The organism is Streptomyces sp. NPDC058701, from assembly GCF_042715295.1.
GTDB lineage: Bacteria > Actinomycetota > Actinomycetes > Streptomycetales > Streptomycetaceae > Streptomyces.
Map to the genome: position 1 here is coordinate 38,968 of NZ_JBHXSY010000041.1, position 18,628 is coordinate 57,595.

Sequence of the window (18,628 nt, forward strand, 5' to 3'; positions counted from 1 at the left end):
GCCAACCCGCTTGCGGCGGGCGGCATTTCCCTGTCCCATGACCACGGGGCGAGATCCGCCGATAAGCTCGTCGGCGCACCAAAACGCACGACGCACAGCGATGGGGGCAGCGGTGGCGGACGACGGATTCGACTTCAGGCCCGGAGCGCAGATTCCCCTCCAGGGGGGTGGCGGGCAGACGGCGGCGACCAACGCGCTGGCCTCCGCGGCGTACCGGGACGGCGCGAAGGACACCAGACTCGACCTCATACTCGGCGCCAACAGCGAGCACCACGCGTCCACGGTCAAGCCCCCGAAGATCTCCCTCTTCGAGCCCAGCCTCGGCGAGGCCTTCTGCCGGGCCGTCGAGACGCGCACCCTCGGCCCCGGCCGCAAGCCGCTGATCCAGTCCTTCGGCGCCGATCCGCAGACCGTCGTCGAGCACTGCCTGGCCGCGTCCCGGATCCGCAAGGAACGCGACCGCAAGCTCCGCCTGATCATGCTGGTGTGCGGCGTGCTGTTCCTGCCCGGCCTGCTGCTGTGGCTGGGCCTCTTCCAGCTCCGCCGGTCGCTGGCGTCCGGCGACGGCAAGCGCTCCTCCTGGATCGGCACCCTCCTCCTGGTCGGGGTGGCCGTCCTGGTGGCCGTGCTGATGTTCCGGCTGCCGTTCACCGGGTTCCTCGGCCTGTACCTGCGCGCCATGATCATCGCTCCGGCCCTGGGCTGGCTGCTCGCCCGCCGGATCTGCGAGGCGACCGCCGCCGACCTGCGCTCGCGCTGGGACGGGCTGCTGGGCGGCGGCGGCGTCGCCGCCAAGATCCCCGAGGCGGTACCGGGCAACCCGGACGAGAAGGCCCGCGAGGACCTCCGGCGCCAGCTGGCCAAGCTGACCGCCGAGGACCGCAGCAACTCGGTCTTCTACGCGGGCTCCAAGGGCATCCTGGGCATGGGCGTGCGCTGGGGCAACTGGCAGATGGCCGAGGAGCTCGCGCCCAGGGAGGGCGTCGCCGAGATCCACCCGTTCCGCAGCTGGGACGTCGTACGCGCGATCGACGCCCAGCTCCGCAAGCTGGAGCGCGGCCCCCTGCACACCGGCGGGTTCCCGCCCGCCGCCATCCAGCACTGGATCGTGACGCCGGTCGGCGAGGGCGCCGGCGAGGTGGCCCGCCCCACCGGCGAGAACGTCGACACCTTCCTGATCAAGCCGCACGAGATCACCCGGATATGCAACGAGCAGCAGTTCAACGCGGGCAACCGGCACTACCTCGGCATCCAGTACCCGCTCTGGGACGGCCAGCTCGTCATCACCATGCTGGTGACCGTCACCGTGCTCTACAAGACGCTCCGCGTGGACGTGACGGCGCACGCCCTGGGCCCCGTCAACGGCCTGTTCACCACGAAGTCCAAGGCCCCGACGGTGGAGGTCCCCAAGAGCATCCGCTTCTGGGAGACCACGGAGCGCCCGCTCCCGCTGGTCGACGCCAGCGAGGTGGTGCGCCTCGCCGTGCGCGCCCCGCTCACGTGGTACCCGCCGATCCTGGACTACCTCGGCGGCAAGCTGGTCCTGCCCGAGCCGTTCGGCGTCCGCCACGTGTGGGCCGGCTCGATGTGGCGCCACCGGTTCATGGCGGACGACGCCCTGCGCACCGTGGCCCCGGTCCTGCGGTCCGTGCACGCCGCGACCTTCAAGGTCCTGGAGGAGAACGGTGTCGACACCGAGCGCTTCACCAACCGCTCGTCGATCATGAGCGGCATGATCCAGGAACCGTCGCCGCGCAAGGCGGACGCGTACGACGGCTAGGGCGTCTCTTTCGGATCTTGTCGGCCGGGTCCGTCTCCTCCGGATGGTGTCGGCCCTCCCCCGGCCGGCCCGCCCGGCCGGGACGACGTCCCGGTTACGCTGAAGGCGCAGCCCAGGGCATCCGTACGCACCGGAGGAGCGACCCGTGACCGAGCGCAAACCGCCTGGCGTCAGCTTCGAGACGTTCGTGGACCGGCAGATCCGGGAAGCCGCCGCCCGCGGGGACTTCGAGGACCTTCCCGGCTACGGCAAGCCGCTCGCCTCGCTCGACGCCCCGTACGACGAGCTGTGGTGGGTCAAGGGGAAGCTGCACGACGAGGGGTTCGCCGTCCTGCCGCCGGCCCTCGCGCTCCGCAAGGAGGCCGAGGACGCGCTGGAGACGGCGCTGGCGGCGCGCTCCGAGCGCCAGCTGCGGGCCGTCCTCACCGACGTCAACGAGAAGATCCGCACGGCCCTGCGCAGGCCGCCGCCGGGGCCTCCGCTGAACCTGACGGAGTTCGACGTGGAGGCCGTGCTGCGCACCTGGCGCGAGCGCGGGGACCGGTCCCCCGGCCGAGCCGGGACCGGCTCCGGACCGGCCTAGGCCGTGTCTTTCGGATCGGGGCGGATCGGCCCGGGGTGTCCGGTGCCGTGCGTCGCAAGGCCGAGGAGGGAGCCGACGTGGTGTGTCGGCGACCGACGAGAACGCCGCGAGGCGCGGTGCCGGACACCCCGGGCCCGCGCTGATCCGAACGACACGGCCTAGCCGACGGGCCAGGCGTCGGCCAGCATCTGGCGGGTGTCCGCGAGGAGTTGGGGCAGCACCTTGGTGTGGCCCACCACCGGCATGAAGTTGGTGTCGCCGCCCCAGCGGGGCACGATGTGCTGGTGCAGGTGCGCGGCGATGCCCGCCCCCGCGGCCGCGCCCTGGTTCATGCCGATGTTGAAGCCGTGCGCCCCGGACGCCTTGCGCAGCGCGGCCATGGCCCGCTTCGTGAGGTCGGCCAGCTCCGCCGTCTCCGGCCCGTCCAGCTCGGTGTAGTCGGCGACGTGCCGGTACGGGACGACCATCAGGTGGCCCCCGTTGTACGGGTAGAGGTTCAGCACCGCGTAGACGTGCCGGCCCCGCGCCACGACCAGGCCGTCCTGGTCCGACATCTCCGGAATCCCGCAGAAGGGACAGCCGTCCCCGGCCTCCGGGCCGGTGGGCTTGTTCTCACCCTGGATGTAGGCCATCCGGTGGGGCGTCCACAGACGCTGGAACGCGTCCTGCGTGCCCACACCGATCTGCTGCTCCGGCTCAATCGTCATGGGATGCAGCATATGACCTTGCCCGAGCGGACGAGGAAGGCCCCCGGGGAAGCGATCGCTCCCCCGGGGGCCCCACGTGCGCGTTCCGCTTCGGATCAGACCTGGACGCGGTCCGCGACGACCTTGGCCAGCTTGGCCAGGGCCTCGTCCTTCGCGATGCCGTTCTCCTGCGAACCGTCGCGGTAGCGGAAGGAGACGGTGCCCGCGGCCATGTCCTCGTCACCGACGATGACCATGAACGGGACCTTGAGCTTCTGGTGGTTGCGGATCTTCTTCTGCATGCGGTCGGAGGAGGCGTCGACCTCGACCCGCAGCCCCTGCTTCTTCGCCTCGGCGGCGAACTCCTGCAGGTACTCCACGTGCCCGTCGCCGATCGGGATGCCGACCGCCTGGACCGGGGCCAGCCACGGCGGCATGGCGCCCGCGTAGTGCTCCAGCAGTACGGCGAAGAACCGCTCGATCGAACCGAACAGCGCGCGGTGGATCATGACCGGGCGCTGGCGCGAGCCGTCCGGCGCGGTGTACTCCAGGTTGAAGCGCTCCGGCAGGTTGAAGTCGAGCTGGACGGTCGACATCTGCCAGGTGCGGCCGATGGCGTCACGGCACTGGACGGAGATCTTCGGGCCGTAGAACGCGGCGCCGCCCGGGTCCGGGACCAGGGGCAGGCCCTGCTTCTCGGCGACCGACTGGAGGACGGCGGTGGCCTCCTCCCAGGCCTCGTCCGAGCCGACGAACTTCTCCGGGTCCTTGGTGGAGAGCTCCAGGTAGAAGTCGGTCAGGCCGTAGTCGCGGAGCAGGTTCAGCACGAAGGTGAGCGTGCGGTCGAGCTCCTCCGCCATCTGCTCCCGGGTGCAGTAGATGTGCGCGTCGTCCTGGGTGAAGCCCCGGGCGCGGGTCAGGCCGTGCACGACGCCGGACTTCTCGTACCGGTACACGGTGCCGAACTCGAAGAGGCGCAGCGGCAGTTCGCGGTAGGAGCGGCCGCGCGCGTCGAAGATCAGGTTGTGCATCGGGCAGTTCATGGGCTTGAGGTAGTAGTCGGTACCACCGTCGAGCTGCATGGGGGGGTACATGCCCTCCGCGTACCAGTCCAGGTGGCCGCTCTTCTCGAAGAGGGCGCCCTTGGTGGCGTGCGGGGTGTAGACGAACTCGTAGCCCTCCTCCTCGTGCCGGCGGCGCGAGTAGTCCTCCATGGTGCGGCGGATGATGCCGCCGCGCGGGTGGAAGACGGCGAGGCCGGAGCCGATCTCGTCCGGGACGGAGAAGAGGTCGAGCTCGCTGCCGAGCTTGCGGTGGTCGCGCTTCTCGGCCTCGGCGAGGAAGTCGAGGTGGGCCTTCAGCTCCTCCTTCGACGGCCACGCGGTGCCGTAGATGCGCTGGAGCATCGGGTTCTTCTCGCTGCCGCGCCAGTAGGCGGCGGCGTTGCGCATGAGCTTGAAGGCCGGGATGGTGCGGGTGGTGGGCAGGTGGGGACCCCGGCAGAGGTCCTTCCAGCACAGCTCGCCGGTCTTCGCGTCGAGGTTGTCGTAGATGGTCAGCTCGCCGGCGCCCACTTCGACGTTCGCGCCGTCGTCGGTCGACGCGGAGCCCTTGATGCCGATGAGCTCCAGTTTGTACGGCTCGTCGGCGAGCTCCTCGCGGGCCGCCTCGTCGGTGACCACGCGGCGGGAGAACCGCTGCCCGCGCTTCTGGATCTCCTGCATCTTCTTCTCGATGACCTTGAGGTCCTCGGGGGTGAAGGGCTTGGCGACGTCGAAGTCGTAGTAGAAGCCGTCCCGGACCGGCGGGCCGATGCCCAGCTTGGCCTCGGGGAAGAGCTCCTGCACGGCCTGGGCCATGACGTGGGCGGCCGAGTGGCGCAGGATGTTCAGGCCGTCCTCGGAGGAGATCTCCACCGGCTCGACGGTCTCGCCGTCCTTCACCTCGTACGCGAGGTCCTTCAGCTCACCGGCGATGCGGGCGGCGACGATGGTGCGCTCGCCGGCGAAGAGCTCCGCCGCCGTAGTGCCCGTGGCCACCACGCGCTCGTCCCGCTCGGAATCGCGTTGGATGATCACACGGACGTCTGACACCGGTCTCTCCTGACTCAGGGGGTGCGCGAGCGAACACTGCGCTCCCGAATCGTACCGAGCGGAGGGGCGGCGCCCCTAAACGGTTATCGGCGGGGCACCGCCCGGAACCCCCGGCGGCCGGCCGAACGACGCCATGCGCAACCCCGGGACGGGCGAGAAGTCCGGGCCGCGGAGGAAGCGAGGCGCTCGTACAGGGTCACCGCCGGGGCGTTCCCGGCGCCCGTGGTCACCTCGACGCGGCGGTCCGGGAAGAGCTCCGCCAGTACGTGGCGCAGCAGCAGGGAGGCGATCCCCCGGCGGAACCAGGCCGGGTCCACGCAGAGCCGGTCGACGCCGACGACGCCGTCCGGCTCCTCCGCCCAGGCGAGGAAACCGGCGAGCACGCCGTCCGCGGACACCGCGCCGAGCCACCGCAGCGGTCGCGCCCGCATCTCGTCGAGGCTCTCGTGCAGGGCGGGGATGCCGTCGAATCCGATCAGCCCGGCCTCCACCGCGTACGCCGCCCGGCCGATCCGGTGCACGGCGCCCGCCGTGGCGTCGTCGGCGAGGTCCAGCGGGCGGACGAGCGGGTTCGGCATGCGGGATCCTCGGGGTCGCGGGCGGGAGCGCCCAGGCTACGCGCGGCTGCCGCCGCCCGGGCCCCCGGGCGTCCCGGCCGATCGCCTAGGCGTCCCCCGGCAGTACGTCCGGCGCGTCGAACGCCGCGTCCAGCGACTTCATCAGCCGGTCCCGTTCGACCTCGTCCAGCGGCACCGGCACGAGGTCCGCCGCGTCCGTCAGCCGCCGGAAGCCGCCCCGCCGCTGGAGCCGCCCGCCGACCCTGACGGGCAGCCCCGCCAGGTGGGCGTGGACCGCCACCCCGTACGCCTCCTCGTCCAGCGCCACCCGTACGTACGGGACGTCCGCCCCGGCGAGGACCCGCAGCCGTACGGTGCCCCCGCCCCCGGGGGCCGAGCGCCGCATCCGCACGACGGCGCCGGTGACGCTGACCCGGACGGCCGGTTCGTCCCGGGTGTAGCGGGCGGCGGCCTCGCGCAGGACGGGGAGGTCGCCGGGCGAGAACTCCACCGGTTCCGGGCGCGCCGCGCACCCGGCCGGCACCCCGGCCGCCGGTGCCCAGGCGAGCGCGATCCGGGCTCCCTCGGTGCCCCGGACCAGCGCGATCAGCGCGTCGGCGAGCTCCCGGCTGACCCCGGCGGCCACGGCCGCGTCGAAGGCCTCCATGCCGCCGGTGGCCCGCCGGTAGTCCACGGCCTCGCGGGTCGCGTGCAGGGCGTGGTGGAGCCGGGTCACCAGGCCCCGCCCACCGTCCACGGGGACGTACGCGGTGAGCCGCCGGGCGCCCGGGGCGGGGCCCACCAGGACGCCGTCCAGGGCCCGTTCGGCCTTCGCGCGGTGCCGGGCGCCGTAGTAGCCGGCCCGCGCCCGGTCCGCCAGGGCCCCGGCCAGCAGGAGCCGGCGGGCGGCCGAGCGGAGCTGCTCCTGCGCCGTCCACGCGGCCTCGGACGGGAACCCGTACGGGCCGGGCGGGATCTCCCGGTCCCAGCGGACCTCGTCGCTCGGCACGCTCAGCCCGTAGAGCACATCCCGCGCGGACGGCACCGCGCTGCGCGAGAGCGCGGTGAGCGCCTCCTCCAGCAGGTCGCCGCTGTCGGGGAAGGCCCGGCTCTCCGGGACGAGGAGGCTGGCGCCGGAGCCGCCCGCGGGCGGTGTCCAGCGCCCGTAGCGGCCGGCGGCCCCGCCCCGGCGCAGCCAGCCGTGGTGGCGCAGCAGGGCGCCGAGCACGACGGGGTCGACCTTCGCGGGGTCGGGTGCGGCGGGGTGGGCGAGGTCCGCGTACGGCGTGGACGGCAGCGGTTCGAGGTTCGGCGAGTGCCGGTGCATCAAGGTGTCCCTCCCGACCCGACCCGGGTCATGATCTCGCACAGCGCCCGGTCGTCGAAGATCCGCGTGGTCGGGATCCGCACGGTGGTCCGGCGCCGGCCGGTCACGGGGTGCCCGGCCAGATTGGTCCAGTAGCAGCAGTGCCTCAGGTCGAGCCGGTCGTGCCCGGCGGCGAGCCACTGGTCGCGCTCCCGCGGGACGAGCATCACGACGAGGATCTTGTGGACGGCGACCGGGGTGCGGGCCAGCTTCACCAGGTGCTCGTTGTCGAGCGTGAAGGAGAAGGTGGGGCCGGGCGGTCTGGGCGGTATCTGGTAGGTCGCCTTCAACTGCACCTTGACGGTGACCTCGTCGTCGACGACGTGCTCGGGGGCGCCGTGGCTGACGTGCCAGTCGATGCCGTTGTCCGGGAAGGGCTGGGAGAGCGAGCAGCCGGCCGCCGCGGCGACGGCGTGCAGGTATCCCACCTGGAGGGTCTCCATGCAGGCGGTGGTGGCGAGTGTGCCGCGCAGCGGTCCGGTCCGCGGCTCGTCCGGCGTGCCGGTCCGCGCATCGATCCGCCCCGCCAGCACCCCGCCCTGTTCGGGCTGTGCGAGCGCCATGGCCGGTCCCCATGCCTTCCGGCTCCGCGGTGGGTGGTGGGTGGGGTGACGGCCGGTCATGTGCACGGCCCCCCACGGTTGTTGTCTCCGCAGCCGGGTCCCCGCAAACGGCGTACGGGGCAAACAGCCCGGGTATCACCGAAGCGGGCAAGGGTGGCGCGTTCGGAGGCGGAGGCGCCCGGGGGCGCCCCATCTGCCGACCGGGGACGAGGAGTTCGCCATGACACGCTGGTACGAGGGCCCGCTGGCCTCATTCGACACGGAGACGACCGGAGTGGACGTCGAGCGGGACCGGATCGTGTCCGCCGCGCTCGTCGTGCAGGAGTGTGCGGGGGGCCGGGTGCGCTCCACCCGCTGGCTGGTCAACCCCGGCATCCCCGTTCCCGCGGGCGCCACGGAGGTGCACGGGCTCACCGACGAGCACCTGCAGCGGCACGGGCGCTGGCCCGCGCCGGTGGTGGAGGAGATAGCCCGCGCGCTCGGGGAGCAGCAGGTGGCCGGCCGGCCGGTGGTGGTGATGAACGCGCCGTTCGATCTGACGCTGCTGGACCGGGAGTTGCGCCGGCACCGGGCGTCCTCGCTGTCGCGGTACCTGGACAACCGGCCGCTGACGGTGCTGGATCCGCGGGTGCTGGACAAGCACCTCGACCGGTACCGCAAGGGCCGCCGGACGCTGACCGACCTCTGCGCGCACTACGGGATCGAGCTGGAGGGCGCGCACGACGCGGCGGCGGACGCGATGGCGTCCCTGGAGCTGGTGCGGGCGGTGGGCCGCCGGTTCGCGGGGCGGCTGGAGCGGCTGAGCCCGGCCGAGCTGCACACGCTCCAGCAGGTGTGGCACGCCGCGCAGGCGCGCGGCCTCCAGGCCTGGTTCGCGCGGCAGGGCACGCCGGAGTCGGTCGACCCGCACTGGCCGCTGCGGCCGGACCTGTCCACGGCGGCGTAGCGGGCGCACCGCACCGGGCCGGCCCGGTGCGGGAACGCCGAAAGGTCCCTCCCCCGCTGGGGAAGGGACCTGCGGCTTGTCCGTCAAGGCCCTGCCGGGGGGCCTGTGTTCAGCCCCGCTGTCGAAGCCAGGTCCTGCATGGTGGGCGATACTGGGATCGAACCAGTGACCCCTTCGGTGTGAACGAAGTGCTCTCCCGCTGAGCTAATCGCCCGGGAACGGACTGAACAATACAGAAGGCCCGGGGCTCGTTCAAACCGCTTCCGGGAACGCCGCCAGCCGGGCCGCCAGACCGCGCTGCCCGGCCCGCATCATCAGCGCGTGGTTGAGCTGGAACACGGGCCGCCCCGGCAGCGCGAGGCGCCGCATCAGCGGCCGGCGCACCTCGACCTCCTGCTCGTACAGCGCGCGGCTGCGCCCGCCGCCGGCCGCGCCCCGCGCCCGCACGGTCCACCGCGCCCAGCCCTCGATGTCACCGCGCAGCGCCACCTCCAGGACGCCGCGGCCGGGATCGCGGAGCAGCTCGGTGGCCGTGACGTGCAGCGCGTAGGGCAGGACGGAGCGGACCAGCGCGGTGCCGGTGCGCTCGTCGACCGGTCGGACCCGGCGTATCTGCGGCCACCAGGCCGGGTACTCGCCGGGCTGCTCCAGCACGGCGTAGACACGTGCGGGCGCGGCGTCGAGGTCCCACACGCTGCGGAAGCGGTAGCGGCTCCAGCGGTCCCAGCTGCTCAGGTCCATGGGTGCAGTCTGGCCCGCTGCGCCCCCCGTTGTCCGGGTTTTGCCGGTACCGGATGGGTACTCAGGCGCATCTGAGTACCCCCGCCCATGTGCTGACGGCGTGACCGGCACCACACTGCGAATCATGAACACGTCACTGCCGCCGGCCGAGGAGCTGGCGCTCATCGACCGCGAGCTGGTACGACTCGACGCCCGGCGCCTCTACCTGCTGGGCCGCAGGGACTGGCTGCTGCGCCTGCTGTACTCCGCCCCGCCGGCCGGTGCGCCCGGCCGTGGACCGGCTCCCGGCGGCGCTCCGGCATGGGCCCCTGCGGCCGCGAAGGACGCCTCGGCTCCGAGCGCGCAGAACGTGCTGCTGACCCTGGGCGCGGTGCTGCTGGCGGTGGCCGCGCTGGCCTTCACGCTGGTCAGCTGGGGGTCCCTGGGGATCGCCGGGCGGTCGGCGGTGCTGGCCGTGGTGACGGCGGCGGCCCTGGCCGCGCCGGTCCTCCTGCTGCGCCGTGGGCTGCGCTCGACGGCGGAGTCGGTGGGCGCGCTGGGCCTGCTGCTGACGGTGCTGGACGCGTACGCGCTGTACGCGGCGGCCCTGTCCGGCCTCGACGCCACCGGGTACGCGGCGGGGGCCGCGGCGGCGCTGGCGGCGCTCTGGGCCGGGTACGGGTGGGTCCTGGCGCGCGGGGGTCCGTCCGGGCTGCGCCTCCCGCTGCCGGCGGCGGTCCTGGCGGCGCAGCTGCCGCTCCCGCTGGCCGCGCTGGCCTCGGACGGGGGCCCGGTGCGGGTCGGCTGGGCGCTGCTGGTGACGGCGGCGCTGGACGTGGCCGCGGCCCTGCGGTTCCGGTCGGCTCGGGGCACGCCGGGGGCGCCGGCGGCGGCCCTGGCCGCAGCCCTGGGCGCGGTCCTCGGCGCGGGGGCGCTGCTGCTGGGCACGGCCGCGTCCTGGTCGGCGGCTTCGCCCGGCGGAGCGGTGGCCCCGGCGGCCCTGCTGCTGGCGGGAGCGGCCCTCGGGGCGGCGGCGGCCTGGCGGGAGCCGCGGGCGGCGGCGGCCGCGACGGCGGGCGGGGTCGCCTGGGCGGTGGCGGTCGGCGGCGTGGCACGTCCGGCCCTGGACACGGGCTGGGCGGTCGCGGCGCACCTGCCGGCGGCGCTGGCGCTGGTGGCGTGCGTACGCGTCGCCGGGCTGCCGGCGGCGGTCCGGCGCGGGTCGGCCCGGGCAGGGGCCGGGGTGAGCGCCCTCGCGGCGCTGTGGGGCTGGGCGGCGGCGGTTCCGGCGCTGGCGGCGCCGCTCGCGGTGCTGGACGAGGTGTGGTCGGGCACGACGCCCGGCTGGAGCCCGTACGCGTCGGGGGCCTCGGCCCCGGTGGTCCTGCTGGTGGTGGCGGGGGCGGCCTGGTCGCTCTCCCGCACGCTCGCGCGGCCGGAGCCGGCGGTGGTGGCGGTGGTCGCGGCCTGGTCGGGGCTGTTCGCGGCACCGGTCCTGCTCGGACTTCCGGCGGCGGGGGTGTTCGCGGCGCAGCTGGCGGTGACGGGGGCCGCCGGGTGCCTGGCCCTGCGCGCGTCGGCGCGGGGCACCTCGTTCGCGGCGGCCGCGTGCGCGCTGGGCGGGGCCGCGAGCGTGTCCCTGGGCGCGCTGGACGGCCGCGCGGCCACCTTCGCGGTCTGGGGCCTGCTGGGCGCGGGCTGCGCCGCGGGAGCGGCGTACGGGCGCGCTCCGCGGTGGGCCCGCTCGACGGCGGCCGGATGCGCGGTCGGGTACGCCGCGGGACTGCTCGCGGCGGCGGCCGCGGCTTCCGGCCTGGCGGTGGCCTGGTGGGGCCTGCCGGTGCTCGCGGTCCCCGCGGCGGTGGCCGCGCTCGGGCCGCGCCTGGGACCGGTACGGCTCTCCGCGGAAGCGGCGGCGGGAGCGGCCGGACTGCTCGCGGTGGCCTTGGCGGCCCCGCGGCCCGGGACGCTGGCGCTGGTCCTGGCGCTGGCCGGGGTGGTGTGCGCGGGCGCGGCGGTACGGCCGGAGCGGCGCGCCCTGGGCTGGGCGGCGGTCGCGCTGTTCGCGGCGGCGACCTGGGTCCGGCTGGCGTCGGACGGGGTCACGGCCCCGGAGGCGTACACCCTGCCGGTGACGCTGCCCGCGCTCGCGGTGGGGTTCCTGCGGCGCCGCAAGGACCCGGAGGCCTCGTCCTGGACGGCGTACGGTCCGGGCCTGGCGGCGACGCTGCTGCCGAGCCTGCTGGCGGCCTGGGCGGACGCGGACTGGCAGCGCCCGCTGCTGCTCGGCCTGGCCGCCCTGGCCCTGACCCTGGCGGGCGCCCGCCGCGGACTGCAGGCTCCGCTGCTGCTCGGCGGCGCCGTCCTGGCGGCGGTGGCCCTGCACGAGCTGGCGCCGTACGTGGCGCAGGTCGCGGGCGCCCTGCCGCGCTGGCTGCCGCCGGCGCTGGCCGGCCTGCTGCTGCTGGCGGTGGGCGCCACGTACGAGAGGCGGCTGGCGGACGCCCGGCGCCTGCGCGACGCACTGGGGCGCCTGCGCTGACGGCGGGCGACGGGGGTGCCGGACCGCGCGGGAGGGGAGCGGAGGGACCGGGGAAACGCCGGAGGCCCGGAGACGGTGAAGTCTCCGGGCCTCTGGTCCGGGTGGGCGATACTGGGTTCGAACCAGTGACCCCTTCGGTGTGAACGAAGTGCTCTCCCACTGAGCTAATCGCCCGGACGCACCGCAAACATTACCGCATGTCAGCGGTGCTCCCCGACCATCACTGGTCCTTGATGTCCCAGGGCAGCACGAGCCCGTACTTCCACAGGTAGAAGCCGATGAGGGCGCCCGCGATGACGAGGCCCGCGCCGGTCAGGATGAGGTTGCGGCGGCGCACCTTGGGGTCGAGCGCCTTCTGGGCGGCCTCGGTGACCTTGCGCTTGGTCCAGCGCAGGACGAGGTGGGCCCAGGCGAACTCGGTGGCCCAGATCGCCAGCCCCGCGAAGATCGCCACCCAGCCGGGGCCGGGCAGGACGAGCATGGCGACGCCCGCGCCGATGACGGCGAGGCCGACGACGAAGACGCCGACCTGCCAGCTCAGGTGCAGGCCGCGCCGGGCCTTGACGAAGTCGGGCGCCTTGGAGACGTGCGGCGTCTCCTCGGCCGCGGCCTCGGCGGCCGGCGCGGCCGGGACGTCCGGCGTGGTCTGCGCGTCCGGCGTGGATCCTGCGGCGGCCCCTGCGGCGGACTCGTTGGTCTCGCGGTCACTCCCCGTATTCATGGCCTCGAATCTACCCGAGCCGGATGCACACGTGAATGCGGGTTTGGATCCGCCGTACGAGGGACCCAGAGGTCCGCAAAACGGTCAGAGGGGTTTACAACGGCACCGTAGGTGGCATGTCGATTTCGCCGACGTGCGAATCCCCGAGCGCACACTGAGCGAAAGGCCCTGGCGCTTATGAACACCACGGTCAGCTGCGAGCTGCACCTGCGCCTCGTTGTGTCGAGCGAGTCCTCACTGCCTGTTCCCGCGGGCCTGCGGTATGACACGGCCGACCCCTACGCCGTGCACGCCACCTTCCACACCGGCGCCGAGGAGACGGTCGAATGGGTATTCGCCCGCGACCTCCTCGCGGAGGGCCTCCACCGGCCCACCGGTACCGGCGACGTCCGCGTCTGGCCGTCCCGCAGCCACGGTCAGGGCGTCGTCTGCATCGCCCTGAGCTCACCGGAGGGAGAAGCACTGCTCGAAGCACCCGCCCGAGCACTCGAGTCGTTCCTCAAGCGGACGGACGCCGCGGTTCCGCCAGGAACCGAGCACCGGCACTTCGACCTCGACAAGGAGCTCTCCCACATCCTGGCCGAAAGCTGAGCCAGGCCTACAGCCGCCCGGCACCGTCCGACTCGGGGCGACGGTGTGGGCCGGACAACCACATACGCGAGTGCCGGCGCTGTTCCCGCGGAAGCCAACCACGGGGACGGCGCCGGTGCGCGTGGGGACGGCCCCGCGAGGGGACCCGCTAGAGTCGGCCACCAGCGGCGGCGGCCCGTCGTCGCAGGCTCCGGCCCATGAGGGAGACCCGTGCAGATCCCCCACGACACCCGTCGCGCGCTCGACGTCGTCGTCGCCCTGGTGAACACCACGGCCGAGGCCGACCAGCCCGACAGGCTCGCGGAGATCGGCGCGCTGCGCGGCTTCGTCCGGGACTACGCGATCAGCGACGTGGGCGAGCTCAGCGCCCGCGACCTGGCCGGCGTCCGGGCCGTGCGCGGCAAGTTCGCCCAGGTCTTCGCCGCGCCGAACCCACGCGCGGCGGCCGCACTGATCAACGAGCTCGTGGCGACCGCCGGCACCACGCCGCAGCTGACCGACCACGACGGCTATGACTGGCACGTCCACTACTTCGCGCCGGGCGCCTCGCTGGGCGACCACCTCGCCGCCGACGGCGGGATGGCGCTGGCCTTCATCGTGGTCTCCGGCGAGCAGGAACGGCTGCGCCGCTGCGAGGCCCCGGACTGCCGGCGCGCCTTCGTGGACCTCTCCAGGAACCGCTCGCGCCGCTACTGCGACAGCCGGACCTGCGGGAACCGGCTGCACGTGGCCGCGTACCGGGCCCGGCGCAAGGAGGCCGACGCCGAGGTGTCGGAGCACGGAGCCCCCGGGCCGGCGGCGGGACACGCGGCGTCACAGCACGAACAGGTCGTGCACGGCGGCCAGCAGCAGCAGGGTTCCGATCACGCCTAGGAAGATCATCAGGGGTGGCTGGGAGAGCGCGAAGAGGCAGCCCCGCGGCTCCTCCGCGACGGGGGCGGGGAGCGGTGCGGGTACCGACGGCTCACTGTGCGGTGTGTCGAGCATGTCCGGGCGATGATGGCGCAGCCCGTGACCGCCCCTGTCTCAACACGCCAATATCCGCGCGGTAGTTCGCCCGATCTCGTGGACCCGGGCCGATGTCCGCCCCTCCCGGTCAGATGCCGTGCTTCTTGAGGATGGCCTCGATATCGGAGAAGTCGTCCCCCGCGGCGGCCGCAGGCTTCTGCCGCCCGGCCGGCCGGGTACCGCCCGCGGCCGCGGCGCCGAGCGACGGCTCGGAGGCGGCCGGGGCGACGGCCTCCCGGGCGGGGGCGCCCTTGACCGGCCGCGGAGGTTTCGCGGCCTTGCCCAGGCTGCGGCGCTCGACGACGCGGGTGGTGGCGAAGAGCAGCCAGGCGAGCCCGAGGACCCCGAAACCGGCCCACACGGTCGGCTCGAACACCACCTCGGTCGCCCAGGCCACGACGCCCGTCATCACCAGTCCGAGCGGGACGAGCGCGTACGCGGCGATCCGGGTGGCCGTCAGGAAGCGGCGGCGGTAGGCCGTGAGCGCGGCGATGCCCAGGCCGGCCACCGACGCCGCGGAACAGATGGTCTCGGCAAGCATGCGGCCCTCCGGCTGTCGGTGACGGGCGATCCGTACCCGTCCATCGTGCACCGGTCGCCCCCGTACGGGCCAGGTCGCCGGCCCCGCCGGGCGCGATCTCCGGGACATCTCCGGGTCGGGTCTCCTCCCCAGGTGCCGGTCAAAGGGCCGTGCGGGGGCTGGGAGACTGTTCCCATGACCGATTCCGTGATCCTCGACGTCTGGTGCGAACTGCAGTGCCCGGACTGCCACGCCGCCCTGGACGACGTCCGCGCCCTGCGGGCCCGCTACGGCGACCGGCTGGACATCCGGCTGCGCCACTTCCCGCTGGACAAGCACAAGCACGCCTTCGCCGCGGCCCAGGCCGCCGAGGAGGCCGTGGCGCAGGGGCAGGGCTGGCCGTACGTCGAGGCGGTGCTGGCGCGCACCGCCGGGCTGGGCCGTGAGGGCGAGCCCGTACTGCTGGAGGTCGCGCGTGAACTCGGCCTCGACGTCGAGGAGTTCGACACCGCACTGATCGACGGGCGGCACATCCTGATCGTCGACGCCGACCAGGCGGAGGGCAAGGCGATCGGCGTGACCGGCACCCCGACGTACGTGATCGGCGGCGAGCGCCTCGACGGCGGCAAGAGCCAGGACGGCCTGCGCGCCCGCATCGAGGAGATCGCCGACCGCCTCCTGGCCGGAGTGGCGTAGGCCGTCTCGTGCGGATCCTGCCGGGTCCGCGTCGTCACGGTCGCGACGCCCCCCGGGGGGGCGCGCGGCGTCCGGTGCGTACGCCCGCCCGGCGGAGGGTCGCCCGCGGACCGGACGGGCGCGGTCGACCCCGACAGCGCGGCGCGCGTACGGGCCGCACACCGCGCGGCAGGGGCGAGTGCGACGACACCCCCGTCGCGGCCGCGCCTCGGGGCTACACCAGTGCCTTGATGGCGTTCACGACCGTGTCCCGGTAGCCGAGCGACTCGTAGAGCCGGCGGGCCGGGGTGTTGCCCTCGACGACGTGCAGGCCCAGGTTCCGGGCTCCCGCCGCGAGGGCGGTGCGCTCGGCCAGCAGCATGAGGGCCCGCCCGTGACCCTTGCGCCGGTGCTCGGCCGCGACGTCCACGTCCCACACGTACGGGATCGCGCCGAACCCGGCGACCTCCAGGTCCCCGATCCACAGGGTGCCCAGGACGCCGCCCCCCGGCGCCTCCAGCAGGAGGAAGTCCGCGCCGGGCGTCTCCCGCCCCGCCGGCAGCATGCGGGCGTGCTCCGCGCGGGACGCGGCCAGCCCCTGCTCCGGAGTGGTGCCCGGCGTGGTCAGGTGGTGGGCGTACTCCCCCACCGCCCGCTCCAGCCAGTCGTCGAACTCGGCCGGGGCCATGGGGCGCCCCCGGCCGCCCGGCGGCAGCTCGGGCGGCTCGGCGGGCAGATCCTTGACCATGACCCGGCCGGTCTCCCGGTAGCCGAGCGCGTCCACCAGCCGCCGGGCGCGCTCCGCACCGACCGGGACCGACACGGCGATGCTCGCGCAGCGCCAGCCGCGCAGCACCTCCTCGGCGGCGAGCGCGGCGACCGTGCCGCGTCCGCGCCGCCGGTCCGGTTCCTCGATCCACAGGTTCCGGATCAGCCCGACCCCCGGCTGGGCGGCGGACCGGGTGGCCAGTTCGAGGCTGCCGACGCGGCGGCTGTTGACCCGGACCTCGTAGGTCCGCGAGCGGGTGCCGTCGCTGTTCTGCTGGAGCGGCTGTGCGGGCCGCAGGGTGGTGGTCATCCCCTGAGTTCTACCCGCCCGGCGGCCGCGAAGACAGGGCCGGGCCCCTCCGCTCCGGTCAGACCGGGTCGGGGTCGACGGCGGCGCGGGCCGCGAACGTCCGCATGGCCTCGGCGGTGACCGGGCCCGGGGCGGATCCGGTCGCGCGGCCGTCGATGCGGACCACGGCCTGGACGTCGCGCAGCGAGGAGGTCAGGAAGACCTCCTCGGCCCGTTCCAGCACGTCGAACGGCAGGTCGGTCTCCTTGGCCCCGGCCCACTCGACGACGAGCGCGCGGGTGATGCCGGCCAGGCAGCCGGAGGCGACGGGCGGCGTGTGCAGCTCCCCGTCGAGGACGGCGAACACGTTGGAGCCGGTGCCCTCGCAGAGCCGTCCCACGGTGTTGGCGAGGAGCGCCTCGGAGGCACCGGCCCGGTGGGCGGCGGCGAGCGCGACGACGCTCTCCGCGTACGAGGTGGTCTTCAGCCCGGTGACCCCGGACCGCTCGTTGCGGACCCAGGGCACGGTGACGACCGCGGTGGTGTCGGGGCGGCGGCCGGACGCGGCCACGGCCGCGATCAGGGTGGGCGCGGCGTCGCCGCGGTCGGAGCCGAGCGGGGACACCCCACCGGTGTAGGTGACGCGCAGCCGGCCGAGGGCCATCGGGTTGGCCTCGACGACGGCGGCGCAGGCCCGGCGCACCTCGTCGAGGTCGGGGTCGGGCAGGCCGAGACCGCGGGCCGAGCGGGTCAGCCGCTCCAGGTGGCGGGTGAGCGCGAAGGGCTCGCCGTGCTGCACCTTGAGCGTCTCGAAGACGCCGTCCCCCACGGTCAGTCCGTGGTCGAACACGGACACCCTCGCGTCGTCCGCGTCCCGCAGCGCTCCGTCGAGCCAGATCTTCACCGTACGGTCCCTCCGCTCATGCCGTTCGTCCCATGGACACCGGTCTCCTCATGGGTGCCCGACGCTACCCGCAGCAGGCGGGCGGCTTTCAGCTCGGTCTCGGCCCACTCACGGTCCGGGTCGGAGCCCCACGTGATCCCGGCGCCGGTGCCGAAGCGCAGGCGGGCCCCGCCGGGCACCTCGCGGTCGATCCAGAAGGTGCGGATGCCGACGGCGAGCTCGGCGGTGCCCTGGTCGGCGTCCACCCAGCCGATGCCGCCGCAGTAGGGGCCGCGAGGCGCGGTCTCCAGGGCCTCGATGATCCGCAGAGCCGAGGACTTGGGGGCGCCGGTGACGGAGCCGGGCGGGAAGGTGGCGGCGAGGAGCTCCGGCCAGCCGGCCCCGTCGGCGAGCTCGCCGGCGACGGTGGAGACGAGGTGCACGAGGCCCGGGTGCTCCTCGACGGCGCACAGCTCGGGGACGGTGACCGATCCCGTGGCGCAGACGCGGCCGAGGTCGTTGCGGACCAGGTCCACGATCATCACGTTCTCGGCGTGGTCCTTGGGAAGCAGGTCGGCGGTGGTGCGGCCGGTGCCCTTGATGGGCCCGGACTCGACGCGGCGGCCGGTGCGGCGCAGAAAGAGCTCCGGGGAGGCGGTGGCGATCTCGACGCCGTGGGCCGGCAGCCGAATCGTTCCTGCAAAGGGCGCGGGGTTCCCTCGCGCGAGCAGCGCGGTGAGGGCGTCCACGTCGGCCGCGTCCGGGTCGGGCAGGGGCGCGGACATCACCCGGCACAGGTTGGCCTGGTACACCTCGCCGGCGGCGATGTGCTCGCGGATGCGGCGCACGCCGGAGACGTACGCGGCCCGGTCGAGCGAGGAGAACCACGCGTCGGCGTCGGGTCCGCGCCAGGCGCCGGGAACCGGCGCGGGGACGGGGTCGGGGCGCACGTCCCCGAAGCGCGCGCAGACGAGCCGCCCTTCGAAGTCGGCCGCGACCGCCCAGAACCCGGTCGAGTCCAGGGCCGTGGGATCACCGGTGACGTCGCGGAGGTCGGTCGCGAGCAGGCCGCCGAAGCGGGCGAGGGGAGGCAGGTCGTGCACGGCTGCGAGTCTATGACCGGCGACGCGGCGGCGCCGGTGGGGTGAGCGCGGGGTGACCGGCCGTGATCGAGCGGCAGCACGCTGCGGAAACGCGTTTTTGAGCTGGCCCGGGAATCCGCTAGAGTTCAACTCGTCGCCAGGGAGCGAAGGGGTAACACCCCGGAGCGAACACGGTGACCTGCGGACGTAGCTCAGTTGGTAGAGCACCACCTTGCCAAGGTGGATGTCGCGAGT

The 18,628-nt window shown here is 74.3% G+C and carries 18 protein-coding genes, 2 tRNA genes and 1 pseudogene; 7 read left to right on the forward strand and 14 right to left on the reverse strand.

Features of this window, described 5'->3' with window-relative positions:
* The first annotated feature begins 112 nt into the window (after positions 1-112).
* Positions 113-1,780, forward strand: coding sequence for a hypothetical protein (locus ACFWW8_RS30820; protein ID WP_386533991.1), 1,668 nt, complete (start codon positions 113-115; stop codon positions 1,778-1,780).
* Positions 1,781-1,925: 145 nt separating this feature from the next.
* Positions 1,926-2,363, forward strand: coding sequence for a DUF1992 domain-containing protein (locus tag ACFWW8_RS30825; RefSeq protein ID WP_386533993.1), 438 nt, complete (start codon positions 1,926-1,928; stop codon positions 2,361-2,363).
* Between the two features lie 158 nt (positions 2,364-2,521).
* On the opposite strand, the gene ACFWW8_RS30830 is transcribed toward ACFWW8_RS30825, so the two are convergent.
* The 5 genes from ACFWW8_RS30830 to ACFWW8_RS30850 all read right to left on the reverse strand — a co-directional run bounded on the left by ACFWW8_RS30830 (position 2,522) and on the right by ACFWW8_RS30850 (position 7,628).
* On the reverse strand, positions 2,522-3,082 hold the full coding sequence (locus ACFWW8_RS30830; protein WP_386533996.1) for an HIT family protein: 561 nt from the start codon (positions 3,080-3,082) through the stop codon (positions 2,522-2,524).
* An 83-nt stretch (positions 3,083-3,165) separates the two neighbouring features.
* A complete protein-coding gene (thrS, locus tag ACFWW8_RS30835; RefSeq protein ID WP_386533999.1) occupies positions 3,166-5,142 on the reverse strand; it encodes a threonine--tRNA ligase in 1,977 nt (658 codons plus the stop codon).
* An 83-nt stretch (positions 5,143-5,225) separates the two neighbouring features.
* Positions 5,226-5,720, reverse strand: coding sequence for a GNAT family N-acetyltransferase (locus ACFWW8_RS30840; RefSeq protein WP_386534001.1), 495 nt, complete (start codon positions 5,718-5,720; stop codon positions 5,226-5,228).
* A gap of 85 nt (positions 5,721-5,805) precedes the next feature.
* Complete coding sequence (locus ACFWW8_RS30845) at positions 5,806-7,026, reverse strand: hypothetical protein (protein WP_386534003.1); 1,221 nt, start codon at positions 7,024-7,026, stop codon at positions 5,806-5,808.
* The gene (locus ACFWW8_RS30850) at positions 7,026-7,628 is read right to left on the reverse strand and encodes a DUF4365 domain-containing protein (protein WP_386534006.1); all 603 of its coding nucleotides are present in this window, start codon (positions 7,626-7,628) and stop codon (positions 7,026-7,028) included. Before ACFWW8_RS30850 ends, ACFWW8_RS30845 begins: the two co-directional genes overlap by 1 nt.
* A 220-nt stretch (positions 7,629-7,848) precedes the next feature.
* Here ACFWW8_RS30850 and ACFWW8_RS30855 point away from each other — a divergent pair, with 220 nt between their 5' ends.
* Positions 7,849-8,574 carry a 3'-5' exonuclease gene (locus ACFWW8_RS30855; protein ID WP_386534008.1) on the forward strand — a complete coding sequence of 242 codons (726 nt, stop codon included), beginning with the start codon at positions 7,849-7,851 and terminating at the stop codon, positions 8,572-8,574.
* 139 nt (positions 8,575-8,713) lie between these two features.
* On the opposite strand, the gene ACFWW8_RS30860 is transcribed toward ACFWW8_RS30855, so the two are convergent.
* Positions 8,714-8,788 (reverse strand) — tRNA-Val (locus tag ACFWW8_RS30860).
* Between the two features lie 38 nt (positions 8,789-8,826).
* Complete coding sequence (locus ACFWW8_RS30865; RefSeq protein WP_386534010.1) at positions 8,827-9,315, reverse strand: SRPBCC family protein; 489 nt, start codon at positions 9,313-9,315, stop codon at positions 8,827-8,829.
* A gap of 124 nt (positions 9,316-9,439) precedes the next feature.
* On the opposite strand from ACFWW8_RS30865, the gene ACFWW8_RS30870 reads away from it, so the two are divergent.
* The gene (locus tag ACFWW8_RS30870; protein WP_386534012.1) at positions 9,440-11,836 is read left to right on the forward strand and encodes an SCO7613 C-terminal domain-containing membrane protein; all 2,397 of its coding nucleotides are present in this window, start codon (positions 9,440-9,442) and stop codon (positions 11,834-11,836) included.
* 102 nt (positions 11,837-11,938) lie between these two features.
* On the opposite strand, the gene ACFWW8_RS30875 is transcribed toward ACFWW8_RS30870, so the two are convergent.
* Both ACFWW8_RS30875 and ACFWW8_RS30880 read right to left on the reverse strand, forming a co-directional pair.
* Positions 11,939-12,010, reverse strand: a tRNA-Val gene (locus ACFWW8_RS30875).
* A 46-nt stretch (positions 12,011-12,056) separates the two neighbouring features.
* Positions 12,057-12,557 carry a TIGR02611 family protein gene (locus tag ACFWW8_RS30880; protein WP_386534015.1) on the reverse strand — a complete coding sequence of 167 codons (501 nt, stop codon included), beginning with the start codon at positions 12,555-12,557 and terminating at the stop codon, positions 12,057-12,059.
* Positions 12,558-12,734: 177 nt separating this feature from the next.
* On the opposite strand from ACFWW8_RS30880, the gene ACFWW8_RS30885 reads away from it, so the two are divergent.
* Positions 12,735-13,148, forward strand: coding sequence for an SsgA family sporulation/cell division regulator (locus ACFWW8_RS30885; protein ID WP_030011909.1), 414 nt, complete (start codon positions 12,735-12,737; stop codon positions 13,146-13,148).
* Between the two features lie 210 nt (positions 13,149-13,358).
* A pseudogene (locus ACFWW8_RS30890) lies at positions 13,359-13,913 on the forward strand (CGNR zinc finger domain-containing protein); the annotation flags it as partial.
* Between the two features lie 48 nt (positions 13,914-13,961).
* Here the strand turns inward: ACFWW8_RS30890 and ACFWW8_RS30895 are convergent.
* Both ACFWW8_RS30895 and ACFWW8_RS30900 read right to left on the reverse strand, forming a co-directional pair.
* The gene (locus ACFWW8_RS30895; protein WP_383931950.1) at positions 13,962-14,135 is read right to left on the reverse strand and encodes a hypothetical protein; all 174 of its coding nucleotides are present in this window, start codon (positions 14,133-14,135) and stop codon (positions 13,962-13,964) included.
* Between the two features lie 109 nt (positions 14,136-14,244).
* A complete protein-coding gene (locus ACFWW8_RS30900) occupies positions 14,245-14,697 on the reverse strand; it encodes a hypothetical protein (protein ID WP_386534017.1) in 453 nt (150 codons plus the stop codon).
* Between the two features lie 174 nt (positions 14,698-14,871).
* Between ACFWW8_RS30900 and ACFWW8_RS30905 the strand changes: the two genes are divergently transcribed.
* On the forward strand, positions 14,872-15,372 hold the full coding sequence (locus tag ACFWW8_RS30905; RefSeq protein ID WP_386534019.1) for a DsbA family protein: 501 nt from the start codon (positions 14,872-14,874) through the stop codon (positions 15,370-15,372).
* 214 nt (positions 15,373-15,586) lie between these two features.
* On the opposite strand, the gene ACFWW8_RS30910 is transcribed toward ACFWW8_RS30905, so the two are convergent.
* From ACFWW8_RS30910 to ACFWW8_RS30920, 3 genes are read right to left on the reverse strand one after another with little or no spacing between them, the layout of a single operon-like run.
* Complete coding sequence (locus ACFWW8_RS30910; protein WP_386534022.1) at positions 15,587-16,429, reverse strand: GNAT family N-acetyltransferase; 843 nt, start codon at positions 16,427-16,429, stop codon at positions 15,587-15,589.
* 58 nt (positions 16,430-16,487) lie between these two features.
* Positions 16,488-17,312: an aminotransferase class IV gene (locus ACFWW8_RS30915; protein WP_386534024.1), complete on the reverse strand. Its 825-nt coding sequence runs from the start codon at positions 17,310-17,312 to the stop codon at positions 16,488-16,490.
* Positions 17,309-18,394, reverse strand: a complete 1,086-nt coding sequence (locus tag ACFWW8_RS30920; RefSeq protein ID WP_386534027.1) for a chorismate-binding protein — start codon at positions 18,392-18,394, stop codon at positions 17,309-17,311. The genes ACFWW8_RS30915 and ACFWW8_RS30920 overlap by 4 nt, the downstream gene beginning before the upstream one ends.
* Positions 18,395-18,628 lie beyond the last annotated feature (234 nt).

Excerpts from the sequence above, each read along its gene's own strand:
- ACFWW8_RS30830 (WP_386533996.1), bottom strand. The coding sequence starts at position 3,082 with ATGCTGCATCCCATGACGATTGAGCCGGAGCAGCAGATCGGTGTGGGC.
- ACFWW8_RS30840 (WP_386534001.1), bottom strand. The coding sequence starts at position 5,720 with ATGCCGAACCCGCTCGTCCGCCCGCTGGACCTCGCCGACGACGCCACG.
- ACFWW8_RS30845 (WP_386534003.1), bottom strand. The coding sequence starts at position 7,026 with ATGCACCGGCACTCGCCGAACCTCGAACCGCTGCCGTCCACGCCGTAC.
- ACFWW8_RS30850 (WP_386534006.1), bottom strand. The coding sequence starts at position 7,628 with ATGGCGCTCGCACAGCCCGAACAGGGCGGGGTGCTGGCGGGGCGGATC.
- ACFWW8_RS30855 (WP_386534008.1), top strand. The coding sequence starts at position 7,849 with ATGACACGCTGGTACGAGGGCCCGCTGGCCTCATTCGACACGGAGACG.
- ACFWW8_RS30865 (WP_386534010.1), bottom strand. The coding sequence starts at position 9,315 with ATGGACCTGAGCAGCTGGGACCGCTGGAGCCGCTACCGCTTCCGCAGC.
- ACFWW8_RS30870 (WP_386534012.1), top strand. The coding sequence starts at position 9,440 with ATGAACACGTCACTGCCGCCGGCCGAGGAGCTGGCGCTCATCGACCGC.
- ACFWW8_RS30880 (WP_386534015.1), bottom strand. The coding sequence starts at position 12,557 with ATGAATACGGGGAGTGACCGCGAGACCAACGAGTCCGCCGCAGGGGCC.
- ACFWW8_RS30885 (WP_030011909.1), top strand. The coding sequence starts at position 12,735 with ATGAACACCACGGTCAGCTGCGAGCTGCACCTGCGCCTCGTTGTGTCG.
- ACFWW8_RS30895 (WP_383931950.1), bottom strand. The coding sequence starts at position 14,135 with ATGCTCGACACACCGCACAGTGAGCCGTCGGTACCCGCACCGCTCCCC.
- ACFWW8_RS30900 (WP_386534017.1), bottom strand. The coding sequence starts at position 14,697 with ATGCTTGCCGAGACCATCTGTTCCGCGGCGTCGGTGGCCGGCCTGGGC.
- ACFWW8_RS30905 (WP_386534019.1), top strand. The coding sequence starts at position 14,872 with ATGACCGATTCCGTGATCCTCGACGTCTGGTGCGAACTGCAGTGCCCG.
- ACFWW8_RS30910 (WP_386534022.1), bottom strand. The coding sequence starts at position 16,429 with ATGACCACCACCCTGCGGCCCGCACAGCCGCTCCAGCAGAACAGCGAC.